The organism is Enteractinococcus helveticum (assembly GCF_001657475.1).
Classification (GTDB): Bacteria; Actinomycetota; Actinomycetes; order Actinomycetales; family Micrococcaceae; genus Yaniella; species Yaniella helvetica.
Genome location: NZ_LXEY01000022.1, coordinates 294,223 through 306,504, shown reverse-complemented (window position 1 = coordinate 306,504; position 12,282 = coordinate 294,223). Strand labels below are relative to the sequence as shown.

At 55.2% G+C, this 12,282-nt stretch carries 18 protein-coding genes; 4 read left to right on the top strand and 14 right to left on the bottom strand.

Translation table 11 applies throughout. The features are described 5' to 3' along the window. Positions 1–2: 2 nt before the first annotated feature. Both A6F49_RS13470 and A6F49_RS18505 read right to left on the bottom strand, forming a co-directional pair. Positions 3–251, bottom strand: a complete 249-nt coding sequence (locus A6F49_RS13470) for a type II toxin-antitoxin system Phd/YefM family antitoxin (protein ID WP_043058923.1) — start codon at positions 249–251, stop codon at positions 3–5. A gap of 100 nt (positions 252–351) precedes the next feature. Then, on the bottom strand, positions 352–579 hold the full coding sequence (locus tag A6F49_RS18505; RefSeq protein WP_327019970.1) for a GNAT family N-acetyltransferase: 228 nt from the start codon (positions 577–579) through the stop codon (positions 352–354). A 440-nt stretch (positions 580–1,019) separates the two neighbouring features. Here A6F49_RS18505 and A6F49_RS13465 point away from each other — a divergent pair, with 440 nt between their 5' ends. Both A6F49_RS13465 and A6F49_RS13460 read left to right on the top strand, forming a co-directional pair. Further along, on the top strand, positions 1,020–1,271 hold the full coding sequence (locus A6F49_RS13465) for a hypothetical protein (RefSeq protein ID WP_043058657.1): 252 nt from the start codon (positions 1,020–1,022) through the stop codon (positions 1,269–1,271). Then, the gene (locus A6F49_RS13460; protein ID WP_043058658.1) at positions 1,268–2,860 is read left to right on the top strand and encodes an MFS transporter; all 1,593 of its coding nucleotides are present in this window, start codon (positions 1,268–1,270) and stop codon (positions 2,858–2,860) included. Before A6F49_RS13465 ends, A6F49_RS13460 begins: the two co-directional genes overlap by 4 nt. 225 nt (positions 2,861–3,085) lie before the next feature. Here the strand turns inward: A6F49_RS13460 and A6F49_RS18080 are convergent, their stop codons facing one another. The 3 genes from A6F49_RS18080 to A6F49_RS13450 form a co-directional block, all read right to left on the bottom strand. Then, entirely contained in the window at positions 3,086–3,253 is a 168-nt protein-coding gene (locus A6F49_RS18080; protein WP_161485821.1) for a hypothetical protein, read from the bottom strand. Between the two features lie 65 nt (positions 3,254–3,318). Beyond that, positions 3,319–3,441, bottom strand: a complete 123-nt coding sequence (locus A6F49_RS18605) for a hypothetical protein (protein WP_268751204.1) — start codon at positions 3,439–3,441, stop codon at positions 3,319–3,321. 501 nt (positions 3,442–3,942) lie between these two features. Beyond that, entirely contained in the window at positions 3,943–4,509 is a 567-nt protein-coding gene (locus tag A6F49_RS13450; protein WP_043058660.1) for a type 1 glutamine amidotransferase domain-containing protein, read from the bottom strand. Positions 4,510–4,870: 361 nt separating this feature from the next. Between A6F49_RS13450 and A6F49_RS13445 the strand changes: the two genes are divergently transcribed. Then, positions 4,871–5,341, top strand: a complete 471-nt coding sequence (locus A6F49_RS13445; RefSeq protein ID WP_043058661.1) for an SRPBCC family protein — start codon at positions 4,871–4,873, stop codon at positions 5,339–5,341. Positions 5,342–5,351: 10 nt separating this feature from the next. On the opposite strand, the gene A6F49_RS13440 is transcribed toward A6F49_RS13445, so the two are convergent. Beyond that, the gene (locus tag A6F49_RS13440; RefSeq protein ID WP_043058662.1) at positions 5,352–5,855 is read right to left on the bottom strand and encodes a GNAT family N-acetyltransferase; all 504 of its coding nucleotides are present in this window, start codon (positions 5,853–5,855) and stop codon (positions 5,352–5,354) included. Between the two features lie 69 nt (positions 5,856–5,924). Here A6F49_RS13440 and A6F49_RS13435 point away from each other — a divergent pair, with 69 nt between their 5' ends. Next, positions 5,925–6,209: a hypothetical protein gene (locus tag A6F49_RS13435; protein ID WP_043058663.1), complete on the top strand. Its 285-nt coding sequence runs from the start codon at positions 5,925–5,927 to the stop codon at positions 6,207–6,209. Between the two features lie 175 nt (positions 6,210–6,384). Here the strand turns inward: A6F49_RS13435 and A6F49_RS13430 are convergent, their stop codons facing one another. From A6F49_RS13430 to ychF, 8 genes are all read right to left on the bottom strand, one after another. Beyond that, the gene (locus tag A6F49_RS13430) at positions 6,385–6,822 is read right to left on the bottom strand and encodes an OsmC family peroxiredoxin (protein ID WP_043058664.1); all 438 of its coding nucleotides are present in this window, start codon (positions 6,820–6,822) and stop codon (positions 6,385–6,387) included. Positions 6,823–6,976: 154 nt separating this feature from the next. Continuing rightward, positions 6,977–7,534 carry a 2'-5' RNA ligase family protein gene (locus A6F49_RS13425; RefSeq protein WP_235604996.1) on the bottom strand — a complete coding sequence of 186 codons (558 nt, stop codon included), beginning with the start codon at positions 7,532–7,534 and terminating at the stop codon, positions 6,977–6,979. Between the two features lie 295 nt (positions 7,535–7,829). After that, the gene (locus A6F49_RS13420; RefSeq protein WP_043058665.1) at positions 7,830–8,483 is read right to left on the bottom strand and encodes a hypothetical protein; all 654 of its coding nucleotides are present in this window, start codon (positions 8,481–8,483) and stop codon (positions 7,830–7,832) included. 245 nt (positions 8,484–8,728) lie between these two features. Next, positions 8,729–9,523 carry a glycerophosphodiester phosphodiesterase family protein gene (locus A6F49_RS13415; RefSeq protein WP_407643845.1) on the bottom strand — a complete coding sequence of 265 codons (795 nt, stop codon included), beginning with the start codon at positions 9,521–9,523 and terminating at the stop codon, positions 8,729–8,731. Between the two features lie 161 nt (positions 9,524–9,684). Continuing rightward, positions 9,685–10,125, bottom strand: coding sequence for a YtoQ family protein (locus tag A6F49_RS13410; protein WP_043058667.1), 441 nt, complete (start codon positions 10,123–10,125; stop codon positions 9,685–9,687). A 345-nt stretch (positions 10,126–10,470) separates the two neighbouring features. After that, positions 10,471–10,785 (bottom strand): HigA family addiction module antitoxin, encoded by a 315-nt coding sequence (locus A6F49_RS13405; protein ID WP_043058668.1) that lies wholly within the window; start codon positions 10,783–10,785, stop codon positions 10,471–10,473. Beyond that, entirely contained in the window at positions 10,760–11,041 is a 282-nt protein-coding gene (locus A6F49_RS17395; RefSeq protein ID WP_082911791.1) for a type II toxin-antitoxin system RelE/ParE family toxin, read from the bottom strand. The genes A6F49_RS13405 and A6F49_RS17395 overlap by 26 nt, the downstream gene beginning before the upstream one ends. 40 nt (positions 11,042–11,081) lie before the next feature. Beyond that, positions 11,082–12,167 carry a redox-regulated ATPase YchF gene (ychF, locus tag A6F49_RS13400; RefSeq protein ID WP_043058669.1) on the bottom strand — a complete coding sequence of 362 codons (1,086 nt, stop codon included), beginning with the start codon at positions 12,165–12,167 and terminating at the stop codon, positions 11,082–11,084. Between the last annotated feature and the right edge of the window lie 115 nt (positions 12,168–12,282).

Genomic DNA, 12,282 nt, shown 5'->3' with positions numbered 1-12,282 from the left:
CATCACTCCCGGTCAAGCGGGTGTTCTTCTGTTTGTCCGGAACGAGCCCTCTGGTATGAGTCGAGAAGGCGGCGAGCGTTCTCGGGCGACTGGAACAAATATGCAGTCTCTTTCCACGCGGCGTATTCTTCAGCAGACATCAGGACAGCGTTGCCGTGCCGAGAGACGATTTCAACAGCGTCTTGATCTTCGTTGACCCGTTGAATGAGGGGATACAGAGTCTTGCGAGCTTCACTTGCACTCATTGACATTTTCATTTGAGGGACGTCCTTAGAGAACATTTAGTGGTACCACATCATGGTACCACTACCGTCATTTTTCGAACGGGCTAAACCCCGAAGAAATCACTGATCATTGAGTCGGTAAGGTCTTTAAAGTACCGTACAACGGGCCACCGCTGATAACCGGCGCTTCATAGGCAGTTCTGGCTGCTGCATACCCAGGAGCGCCGCCGGTCTCGACCATGACCAGGCTCATCCCGGCACGCCGGATTGCTTGGTGCGCGTGATCCATTAGCCGCTCTCCGGTCCCATGACCCTGATATGCCGGATCAACACACACCACGTAGATCTCGCCCATATTGTGCCGCGGTCCGGGCCCATCAATGTCGTCTCCCGGTCTGCTCCAAGTTCTAATCCAATGTCCAGACCACTATGCGAAGCACTCACGCCCAGCGTCGGACCGTCAGGAAGATCGGCAGAACCGTGGTATCCAAGTGAATGCACTTGATGGATGGTTTCATAGCCTCTTTCGGCATTGTTTCTTACTGACCATTTTATGGCCGCGAGCCCGACGCAGGTATGTGGAAGATAGGCAAAAAGTGGTGCCCCGAAAGGGTTTCACCCTGATTGGGTGATGCCTGCATGCGCCGCGGTGTCGGATGGTTATTGCGTGGGGTCTATTTGCTGAAAGGCAGATCGTGGAAAGCACACCGCGTGCCGTTCGAACCACCCGCCGTGATGCATTATGGGGTCCGATGCTGATGCCCTGGCCCTGCCGCAATAAAGGAGTTTCAGCGCATGAATGACCAGTCTTTTCATGTCGAGGCCGCTCTGGAAGTCGGTGCTGAAACGCTCAAGGCCAACAGCGGCTATTTTGGCTGCGCAGTCCAATCCGGCGAGCGGGTCGGCGGGCGCATTGTTAAACACCTTTGGCTCTGCTCGATCGTCCTCACAGCTTCAGCCAAACCTATCCGTTATCCCAAAGGTGACGGATGCGGCATGTCCGGCACGAGCCTGACCGCCGCGAGCCCCGAAGGCGACCGCCAATGAACTTTCAGAACAGCGGCACCCAGACGGAAGCGTTCAACGGCAAACTCGCGTTGCTGCTGTCGATGGCGATGTTTGTGCTCGTCGTCGATACTTCGATTATGAACGTCTCGATCTCGGCCGTTGTGAAGGATACCGGCACAACAGTCAGCGGTCTCCAATCCACAATCGCGCTCGAAGCACTGGTGTCTGCCGCTTTTATTCTTATCGGCGGCAAGATCGGTGACCTCGTCGGGAGAAAGCGCGCCTACGTGATCGGGCTGGTGTGCTATGCCATCGGTGCCGTGTCGATGACACTGGCGCAGACCCTGCTCCCAATCATCATCTTTTGGGCGTTGATTGGCGGCCTGGGCGCCTCGCTGCTCCTTCCTGCCATGCAGTCCCTCATCCACGGAAACTTCGAAGGAGACGCACAAAAACGGGTCTACGCCTCGGTCGGAGCATCCGCTGCGGTCGCGGCCGCCGTCGGGCCCCTGCTTGGCGGATTTATCACGACGTTTCTGTCGTGGCGGATCGCGTTCCTGCTCGAGGCTGTCATCATCGCCGTCGTGCTCTCCGGTATCAAACTGGTACACGACGTTCCGTTCCAGGGCCCCAGAACGCTAGACGTCGTCGGGTCGTTGCTGTCAATTGTAGGCATGGGCGGAATCGTGCTTGGCATTCTGGTGTGGCAGGAAGGCGGCGAAGCCGTGGGCGCGCTCTTGGCTGTTGGGGCCGTCGGGTTGGGCGGGTTGATCTACTGGCTCATGCGGCGTAAACGCAGCAAAAAGCCGACCCTGTTGGACCCGGTCTTATTCCGTTCGAAGGGCTTCCGGTTTGGTGCAACGGGACAAATGCTCCAGCAGATTGCCCTCGGCGGCACCATGATTGTGCTGCCGATCTATCTGCAGATGGTGCTCGGTTACAACGCCATGCTCACGGGGTTGACGATCGCTCCGCTCTCCCTGAGCATGTTTGCGATCGCTATGCTCGCCGGAAAGAAATCCGGGACACGGCGCCCGGCTAGTCTCATCAGGTGGGGCTTCCTGCTGCTGATAGCGGGCTTGGTGTTGCTCGTACCGATCGTGCCGCGAGCGGACAACGGTTGGTGGCTCCTGTTCCCGCTAATCATCGCGGGTGGTGGGCTGGGGTTGTTGGTCTCGCAACTGAATAACTACACGTTAGCTCCGATCTCGGACGAGCGAGTCAGTGAAGCCGCCAGCGTGAACTCAGCTGCCGGGTCGTTTGGTTTATCGTTCGGTCTCGCATTTGCTGGCGGTGTGATGCTGGCAGCCTTGTCGATCATCTTCACGAGCATGGCGACCACCAGTACGGTGCTGCCGCCCGACGAGCAGCAGCAGGTCGCCCAAGTACTGGAAGAAGATGCCCAGCTGCTCAGTGATGCTCAACTCGAAGAACTGCTCGTCGGCCAACCAGAAGCTATCCACGATGAGATCGTCAGCATCAACACGGACGCACGGCCCATCGCATTACAGATCGCGCTGTTCATTCCAATTCTCGCCGGACTCGTTGGCTTGGCCAACTCCTTCCGCATGATGCGGCTTCCGGATCCCGAACCCTCCGGTTCTGGAGAGGGGACGATGCTGGGCTGAGCCCTGTGACTGTGCGTGCTCGCCTGCTAGTCCGGACCTTCCAGTAGCTCAGCAGAAGTCACGCGCGTAAAATCCTCGGACACAGGGAGAACTCATAGCATGCCCGGTTTATCTACGGGAAGGGTGTTGCCTCCCAAACAGCCACAAGCCATATTCGATATTGCCTTTGAACCTTCTGGCTGACTCCTCAGCGATATGGTCACGGAGATAACTCAGTACCGGAGTTTAATGACGTTCTATCAGCGAGGACAGAAGCTTCCCCATCACAAAAAATACAAAGAAGATCGCTGCGGCAACCACCACAGCCATAATCGGCCCGGTGATTGCCGCTTGAATATCGGCTCTTTTAACTTTTGGGTCTTGCCATCGACGTCGTCGAGCCGTTCGTTTCATAGTGCGGTATTCCCGATCCTGCTCTCGAATCCACCGAGGTACAAGAATTGGTGGTGCTGGGACGCCTACAAAATCTCATACCCCATGATGATGACGGGCATGATGAGGAAGAACCCCGGTATCCCGAACGTGAGATTTTCGATTTCTTTGGGCACGCCAAGGCTCAGTGCAAACTCAGTGAAACCCATCGCACTAAACCCAACAGGAAAACGGGAATCATGTATAGGATGGCAGCCACAGCGGGAGTCGTGGCCAGGTTGCTGATGGCGAAGGTGTTCGGAGCCATCGCACCCACAAAATCAAGGCGATGAGTGCTATGACGCCACCGATAAGTTCCCAGGTTTTAACGCCTGCTGAACACTCCTTTGAAAAATCGCTAACAACTGTAGCACCGTTACCGATGCTGTCGACATCATGGCGCATCAGTGGATCCGAGAACATTGCCACGATCCTCTGTCGGTCCACACCCTTCCTCGCTGAATCTAACTGATGACGGAATAAACTCATCCGCTGGTGAATCAAGACGTCCGACCACAATTAATGTGACACCTTCATATCTTGTGCATTAGCCCTGCCCCAGCACGCAATTCAAATAGAAGTAACGACCTCAAGGGGTTTGACTCTCGCAGGCGAAGGCCCGCTACCGATTGAACGATAGCGGGCCTTGCGGTCAGTCAGTAGGTGAGGCTTTATGTGGTCTGTTGCTGGTGTTTGCCTTCTGCGGCTTCCTCAATGAGTTTGGCGTTGAATGCGTCAAGATCGCCTGGGTTCCGTGAGGTCGTCAGACCATTGTCAACGACCACTTCTTTGTCCACCCAGTTGGCACCTGCATTCTTCAGGTCTATGGAGATCTTATCGACGCTGGTAACGGTTCGACCCTCGACCACGCCAGCGTTGATCAGCAGCCACGGCCCATGGCAGATTGATGCCACGGGCTTCTTGGCAGAGAAGAATCCGCGCACGAAGTTCAGTACATCTTCATTGGTACGTAGCGCATCCGCATTCAGCGTCCCGCCTGGCAGAACCACGGAATCAAAATCTTCGACTTTGGCTTCACTAATGTGACGATCTACGGTGAAAGAATCGCCGTGTTCCCAGTCACCTTGCATTGCGGTGATGCTGTCTTCCTTATCGGATACCAACACCGGAGTAGCTCCGGCTTCTTTCACTGCCTCCCAGGGTGAGGTGAGCTCCACCTGTTCGACGCCGTTGGAAGCAACAAATGCAATAGTGTGACCATTCAGGTTCTCAGCCATACGTCCTCCTTCAGATCTATGATGGGCTCCACGTTCCACACAAACAGGCCACCGCCATGGACGCAAGCCCCGTTCCGCGACTGATGGTCAATCCCATGCATGTTTCTCATCACAGGCGGGGTGCGTTCCGACGAGCGCACTCCGAACCTCACATATCAACTTGCGTCAAGCAGGAACTTCCGTGGGCATCCGAGGTACTCATGTCACTGACCGTGCAGGCCTGTGACCTTATTCAACAATGTTCACGGATTCGTCGTTGATCTGATCGGTCTCGGCGGTGCGGCTTCGTGCCCACCCGGGAACTTGCTGTGAAACGATGTCTCCCCTGGACGGGGTCGGTTACCAGTGGAAGAGTGGAGCCATGACGGAACAACGAATTATCAGTACTGAACGTGAAATCGCACTTCCAGCCGCCGAGATCTTCAAACTGATCGCTGACCCCTCTCGGCACCCACAATTTGACGGCAACGATAACCTCGCCCATGCTGATCAGGGCCAACGCATCGACCGCGTCGGTCAGAGCTTCACCATGGAGCTGACCAGCGGCAAGCAACGAGTCAACGAGATCGTAGAATTTGAAGAAGGCCGCGTCATTGCGTGGAAGCCAGCCCCAGTTGGTGAAGAGGCTCCCGGTCATTTGTGGCGTTGGGAACTCGAACCAATAGATAATGTCACAACCTTGGTCCGTCACACCTACGACTGGAGCCAACTTACCGACGAAAGCCGGTTTGAACGAGCCCGAGCCAACACCAAAGAAGCGCTGGATCGGTCGGTGATCAAGCTCGCTGAACTAGCCGAGACCGTTGACGCCGGCGCCGAAGTCACCGACTAGCCCCAGAAAGTCAGTCGCGAGATTCAAGGTCTTTGGCCATGCGGTAATTAGTCAGGACGACGTCGTCGACCGCCGGATATTGCTCTGCCTCCACCGCGAAGCCCACCGCTTCGAAAAACGCTCGAGCCGTGATACTCACATTCGCCGTCAGCCGCCTGGCTCCATAGCTCTGCGCTCGTTCTTCCAGGAACGTTATGAGTTCTCGTGCCACCCCTCTGCCAGCAAACTCAGGGGCAACATACATCATGTCGATATAACCGCTTTCGCTGACGTCGGAGAACCCCGCGAGCCGTTCGTTCACGACAGCCACATAACTATGACGACGCCGCATTGAAGCATCCCATGTGGAGAGGTCACGTTGCTGCGACCTCGCCCACGCTGCGAGCTGCTCAGGCGTGTAGTCCAGGGATGCCGTCACCCTGATGGCTTCTTGGAATATCCGCATCGTTGGTTCTGCGTCGGTGCTTGCATAGGCGCGGATGCTGATGCGAGGGCTGGTTGCACGGGTGCTCACAGCTCCATTTTATTTCCCCCTGCTACTGGCTGCGGCAGTGCCCACCTGCCAGCTACAGTTGTCACTGATATGCGGAATCCACGCTTCACATGGTGGATTCCGAAACAACACCGAGCTTCCTCACCAGAGAAGCCGCTTATAGGAGACATCAATGCCAACGTTGTAATCAACAAGGCCCAGCTAACGACCGACACACAGGGCGTCAACGAACGCACCGTCGAAGCTGCGAGCTACCGGCAAGAAGGGGATTACTTCGTTTTTTATGCAGATGCATCACGCACGAAGAAAGTACTGACAATCAAGGCCTCAATCGTGATAACGATTGACACAGCACTCGAGGGTTCCAGCCAGTAGCGGACCGACAAACAATCCTGGTGCGATGCCTAACTCAGGGAGTTTCTCTCGGAACAGCCGTGCCCTTTCAGTAGCCTAAAGTCCCCAGACCCTGGATAAGGCTCTTCCGCCAGGAACCACCGGACCAAGTCACTGGTTGCGGACCGAGATCCCGTCCACAGCCACGTGAACCGGGTTAGGCGAGCGTGGCGTTCAAAGTGATCTCCACACCCTGCAGTGCTTTCGAGACGGGACAAGTTTCCTTGGCTTCATTTGCAAGACGCTGGAAGTCTGCATCTTCGATATTTTCGATAGTGGAGTTGTTGATCAGTTCGATGCCAGTAATGCCACCTTCAGCGATGTTGAAGGTTACGTTTGCGGTGCTCTCGATTGTGGTTGGTGGTGTGCCATTCTCGGCGAGCATGTTCGAAAACTGCATTGAGAAGCAAGTGGCTAGGGCAGCACCGATGAGTTCCTCGGGCGAGGTGGTGCCGCGTTCGGACTCCTCAGAGCGGGCTTTCCAGTGCGTTGGGAAAGTGCCGAGCTGAGATGTCTCCAGACTGGTGGTGCCGCTGCCGGATTTGAGATCGCCGTTCCAGACGGCTTTTGCTGAATTAGTGACTGGACGAGGCATGGATTCTCCTCAAAACGGATGGCACGATCACAGGTCGCGACCGTGTTTGGCGCTCACTGTATCATCGACCGAGGGAATGCAACAGGGACTATGTTTTACACGCTTTTCACCGCTACGGCGTTATCCGTCCTCCTACACGTTCAAGCGGTCTGGCTTAGCGACTATTCGAGGATTCCTTCGTCCCGGCAAGAACCGTGAGCTCCCGATCTCGCGGCCGCCAGAATGCCGCTCGAACAGCCGTAAACTCCCTGAGGTGTGCCGAGGTCAATTCGTCCAAGGCACGTATATATTCTGGAATAATTTCACGGGGCAGCCTGAGGCCGACCGTCAGATGTGGAATCCAGCGCGGTCCACGCCCATCAGGATTCAGCGCACTGATCTGACGAGCAGCTATCTCCAGCTCGTCTGTGGTTTCGAGGAGCCACGCAACGGTTTGTTTACGTTTCGTTCCAAACACAACGCTGCCCACGCGTTGAAAGGACGCTGGAATAACGGGCGGAAGTAACTCGGCTGCGCTTTGTACAACGTCGTCGTGCATATTCGGAGAGAACGTAATGGTGATGTGAGGAGTCTGCTGCTGAGCAGGGAATCCACGCTCTTCCAGACGTTTGAAAACATCGCGCACCTGTTGTTCGTCATCTTGCGACAGATGCAAAAGAATGTTCTCCGGCGATGCCATGCCTGATGCCCCTTCATCGTGCGACCAACGCATTTGTCTCTACCTATAGCACGCTACAGCTGGCACCTAGGTGTGGTCGATTGCTAGCGCCCCGGTTGTGTAGATGGGCGTGTTATCCACAATTGCATTCTGATACCAACACAGCGATGGATTTCATATTTATGGTTGACACCACACCAGGATAAATATGAATGAACAGATGCTTCAGCTGGTAAATCCATGGCCGCTAACGGATCACCTACACCGGATCGCGGCAACTGCCGGCTACCCGTCACAACTCTAAACGACAGGGTCATGTGTGGTCGTCATCGAGGTCCAGCGAGCTGCGTCACTGTACGTTGATGAGCCCTGGATACAGTTCGATCACAGCCTGCGCCCATTGCGGATAATCAGCCGGGCACATGTGTTGCATGCCGTAGACCATAATCTCAGCCATGTTCGCCTCTGCTTGCTCACGCTCGGCGTCATTCATATCCTCCGGGATCATGCCGCGGAACAGCGGTGAACTCGCGATATGAATCTGAACAGCTGAAGTGTCCACGTCATGAAAACTCAAGATCGCGCTTTCGCACGCGTCGCCGGTCAATGCGAGGATCAGGGTCTCATACTCCGGGGTCCATGTTCCACCCTGTGACTCGATGTGAGCACGCTGTTCGGCGACAAACTGCTTTTGTTCCGGTGTGACTGCTGAAAGGGGTGACCCGTCCATTAGAAGTTGCTGGTCTTTGTGAAACTGATCCCGCTCAGCAAATGCTGCTTCTATGTCTCCAGACTCGGCATTAGCACTTTCGTTCTCACTGAGACCTTGGTCTTCGGTCGCTTCGGACACTTCGTTGTCGTGTTCGACCTCTGCTGTTGCTGTTGGGCCCTGGAGATCGGCACTCTCCTGCGGAGTTGCTTCTGGAGAACTGCAGCCAGCGAAGAATAAACCAGTCAACAGCACCGAAGTTAGGAACATGTTCTTATGGCGAACGCCAAACATACAACCTCATTCATAGGCAAGTGGTCCACCTAATCTAATGGTTTTTGGCTGTTTTCCTGCGTATACGTAGTGCAGATTACGACACTAGTTATTTGAGTGACGTTTCGTAGGGATGATGAAATCATCTGGGCGCGGGCAGACAACATTCTGGTTTCGACAACGGAGGTTGGCGGATCACGTGTTCCAATACCAAGCCCTGGGCTACGTCATTAGGAAGGCTATTGTGCAGCCGTCAAACCGTCACATTACTCACGGCCTTGACGGTGGAAGCACTGGGGCCATGTTCCCCTCGCACCAAGCACTTGGGCAATTGCTGGCCCGTTATCGGTCACAATTCCGTCGACGCCCATCGCCAGAAGGCTTTTCATTTGTTGCGGGTCATTGATCACCCACACATGCACAGCGATCCCCGCGGTGTGGCAGGCATCGACAAACTGCTGTGTCACCACCCGGATTGGCCCTTTGCGTATCGGAACCTGAACCGCATCGAGCGGGAGCTTCCGACGCAGTCCACGAACCACCGTCTTGAAAGCACCTGTGCGGTGGGCTAACAGCAACAGGGCGACCGTCTCCATACCGCCCGACGATGCCACGGGCGGGTCCGTTGGACGCAGACTATTGAAGAATAGCCGTCGATGGGTATCTCGAAATGAGGCGATGAGCACCCTGTCCCAGGCGTTTTGGCGGCGCAGAATCTCCACCATCGGTACAGCCGACGCCCGGTCTTTCAGGTCAACGTTGAACCGCGTCGTCGGGAACATCTCGAGTAACTCTTCAAAGAGCACAAGCGGCTCCGAAATCTGTTCGTCCCGGGGTTCCGCACCGATGATCTGCACGGATGCCAGCTCATCCCACGTGGTGCCGCCGAGTTTCCCGGTCCCCGTGGTGATTCGGTCGAGGGTTTCATCGTGGAACACCACGACCTTGTGATCTGCTGTGGCGCGCACATCGACTTCGATGTATCCAAAGCCGGCGTCAACAGCGCGACGTACCGCGGTTAGGGTGTTCTCGCGTTGAATGTCGGCTCCACGATGGGCCAGTGCGATCGGCCTGGCAGCGAGTTAGCGAAATACGGGTGAGTTGACGACATGCGTTTAGATTACCGACAGTCTTGGGCCGCAAACAAAGAGCCGTACGCGATCAAGGTCTCGTGCTCCCAGATCCGCATACGGTCAAACCGCTTGGGGCCCTTAGGTCGTGCTCAAGCTTTGAGCACGTAGCGCAGGATTTCAACCACCTGATCGGTCGTGGTACACCATGCTTGCGCTGCCGCATCGACCTCTTTGAGCGGGTGCACAATGTCGGCGTCGTGCAGGGTCACGTATGGTTTGCCCAGGGCAGCGCAGTAACCGGCGTCGAATGCAGCGTTCCACTGTTTATATTGGTCGCCGAAACGCACTACGACCATGTCGGCTTGTTCGATGAGTGTTCGCGTGCGAATAGCATTGACCTTAGCGGACTGATGATCACGCCAGAACTGACTATCAGTTTCGCCCAGGTGATCGCCAGCAGCGTCGCTTGCAGGGTGATCGGTTACTGGTGCGGTAAACACCACGTCCAACCCAGCGGCTTCCGCACCGCGCTGGAGTTCGTCACGCCAATCAGTGTGAATTTCACCAGAAAGATAGACAGAAAAAGTCATGACCCAATACTCCTGTATCGCATGTAGCCGGATTTGTTCTGCGTATTCGTTTACCAGCCTACTAGGTTAGCGATTTGGTGCCAGGGTCCGTCCTCGAGAGTGCTGCAACCCGCGGGCGCTACAATACGATTTCACCGAGTCGCCCCGGGGAAATCATCATCCAGCAGAGCGGGTTGCAAGAAAAGTCGTTCGTGTATCTCCGATTTGGCAGGTCACATATCGCATCTCTCAACACCCAGTGCCCTGACGACGCGCATGGAGACTCCAGTATCTTCGAATACTTCGAGACGCTGTTCGGTACCCTGCTTCATGCGACTTTCATAACTCCTTCGAGACTTCGAAGTTCTACGCGGCATTCAGAGGCTTGATCGCGGCAATCTGTTCAGCGACGCGGTCCTCCGCGATTTCTAACTCATAGTGTGATTGCAAGTTCAACCAGAACTGCGGATCAATTCCGAAGTAGCGTCCTAAGCGGAGTGCAGTGTCAGCCGTGATACCACGCTTACCATGCACAATCTCGTTTATGCGTCGGGGCGGCACCCCAATCGATACCGCCAATTTATTCTGTGTAATCCCAAAGCCACTAATGAAGTCCTCCATCAGAACCTCACCAGGATGAACGGGATCCAACTTGTCAGTGGTAGTCGACAAGTTCGACATCTTCAGTGCCTCCTTCGATCCATCTGAAACAGATCCGCCACTGATCGTTCACACGGATACTGTGCTGCCCCACTCGATCACCCTTCAACTGCTCAAGCCGGTTTCCCGGTGGCACGCGCAGTGAGTCGAGAAATCGAGCCGCGTGAATCTGCGTCAACTTCCGGAGGGCAACCTTTTGTATGCGAGGATCGATCGAGCGTACCTTGTCCCGATGCCATAGCCTCTCCGTCTCTTTGCCCGCAAAGGATCTGATCACACAAACAGTCTCGCAAGCTTAACGAGATGCGTCAATAACGCTACACGTTAAAGAGAAATTCGACAACATCGCCATCCTGCATAAGGTAATCCTTACCTTCGACTCGGAGCTTTCCTTGTGCTTTGGCTTCGGCCATGGATCCTGCAGCAACGAGGTCTTCGAAGGAGACAACCTCAGCACGAATGAATCCTCGCTGGAAGTCGGTATGAATGACCCCGGCAGCTTGTGGTGCGGTGTCGCCCTTGTTGATGGTCCAAGCGCGTGCTTCTTTTGGCCCGGCGGTCAGGTACGTTTGCAGACCGAGCGTTTCGAAGCCGACGCGGGCTAACTGGTCCATACCGGATTCTTCGCGGCCGGCCATCTCAAGCATTTCGCGTGCCTCGTCTTCGGACAGTTCCACGAGTTCGGATTCAAACTGCGCGTCGAGGAATACGGCTTGAGCTGGAGCGACCATGTCAGCAAGCTCTTGTTTGCGTGCTTCGTCAGCCAGCACGCCGTCGTCAGAGTTGAAGACATAAATAAATGGCTTTGCTGTCAACAGGTTGAGTTCCTGCAGATATTCCATCTCCAACTTGTCGGATTCAATCGACGAGAAAATGGTGTCGCCACGTTCCAGGACTGCTTGAGCGGCAAGCATTGCATCCAGGACTTCTTTATCCGTCTTCTTGCCTTTGATCTCTTTTTCAACACGTGGGATGGCGCGTTCCAGAGTCTGCATATCGGCAAGGATCAGCTCGGTGTTGATCGTTTCGATGTCCGAGGAGGGATCGATCTCGCCGTCGACATGAATAACATCAGTGTCTTCGAATACGCGGACTACCTGAGCAATGGCAGAAGATTCACGAATGTTGGCCAGGAACTGGTTGCCCAGGCCTTCACCCTCGGAAGCGCCTTTAACAATGCCGGCGATGTCTACGAATGAGACAGTTGCTGGCAGCAGCTTTTGTGAGCCGAAGATTTCTGCGAGCTTGTCCAACCGTTCATCGGCGAGATTCACGATCCCGACGTTTGGCTCGATGGTTGCGAACGGGTAGTTTGCAGCGAGAACCGTCTGGCGAGTGATGGCATTAAATAACGTTGACTTACCGACGTTGGGCAGTCCGACAAAACCTATTGATAAAGACACGGCCCCTACTCTACCTGGTGGAATTGGTCCAGAGTTGGCTGTGTGGGTTTTTGAACTTTCGGCGGAATAATTCGTGATTCACACCGACGCAGAGCGACTCCGGTCCCATGCGTTG

What these genes read in the sequence shown, in the direction of transcription:
- A6F49_RS13470 (WP_043058923.1), bottom strand. Translation starts at nt 251, where the DNA reads ATGTCAATGAGTGCAAGTGAAGCTCGCAAGACTCTGTATCCCCTCATT.
- A6F49_RS18505 (WP_327019970.1), bottom strand. Translation starts at nt 579, where the DNA reads ATGGGCGAGATCTACGTGGTGTGTGTTGATCCGGCATATCAGGGTCAT.
- A6F49_RS13465 (WP_043058657.1), top strand. Translation starts at nt 1,020, where the DNA reads ATGAATGACCAGTCTTTTCATGTCGAGGCCGCTCTGGAAGTCGGTGCT.
- A6F49_RS13460 (WP_043058658.1), top strand. Translation starts at nt 1,268, where the DNA reads ATGAACTTTCAGAACAGCGGCACCCAGACGGAAGCGTTCAACGGCAAA.
- A6F49_RS18080 (WP_161485821.1), bottom strand. Translation starts at nt 3,253, where the DNA reads ATGAAACGAACGGCTCGACGACGTCGATGGCAAGACCCAAAAGTTAAA.
- A6F49_RS18605 (WP_268751204.1), bottom strand. Translation starts at nt 3,441, where the DNA reads ATGGGTTTCACTGAGTTTGCACTGAGCCTTGGCGTGCCCAAAGAAATC.
- A6F49_RS13450 (WP_043058660.1), bottom strand. Translation starts at nt 4,509, where the DNA reads ATGGCTGAGAACCTGAATGGTCACACTATTGCATTTGTTGCTTCCAAC.
- A6F49_RS13445 (WP_043058661.1), top strand. Translation starts at nt 4,871, where the DNA reads ATGACGGAACAACGAATTATCAGTACTGAACGTGAAATCGCACTTCCA.
- A6F49_RS13435 (WP_043058663.1), top strand. Translation starts at nt 5,925, where the DNA reads ATGCGGAATCCACGCTTCACATGGTGGATTCCGAAACAACACCGAGCT.
- A6F49_RS13430 (WP_043058664.1), bottom strand. Translation starts at nt 6,822, where the DNA reads ATGCCTCGTCCAGTCACTAATTCAGCAAAAGCCGTCTGGAACGGCGAT.
- A6F49_RS13425 (WP_235604996.1), bottom strand. Translation starts at nt 7,534, where the DNA reads ATGCGTTGGTCGCACGATGAAGGGGCATCAGGCATGGCATCGCCGGAG.
- A6F49_RS13420 (WP_043058665.1), bottom strand. Translation starts at nt 8,483, where the DNA reads ATGTTTGGCGTTCGCCATAAGAACATGTTCCTAACTTCGGTGCTGTTG.
- A6F49_RS13410 (WP_043058667.1), bottom strand. Translation starts at nt 10,125, where the DNA reads ATGACTTTTTCTGTCTATCTTTCTGGTGAAATTCACACTGATTGGCGT.
- A6F49_RS13405 (WP_043058668.1), bottom strand. Translation starts at nt 10,785, where the DNA reads ATGTCGAACTTGTCGACTACCACTGACAAGTTGGATCCCGTTCATCCT.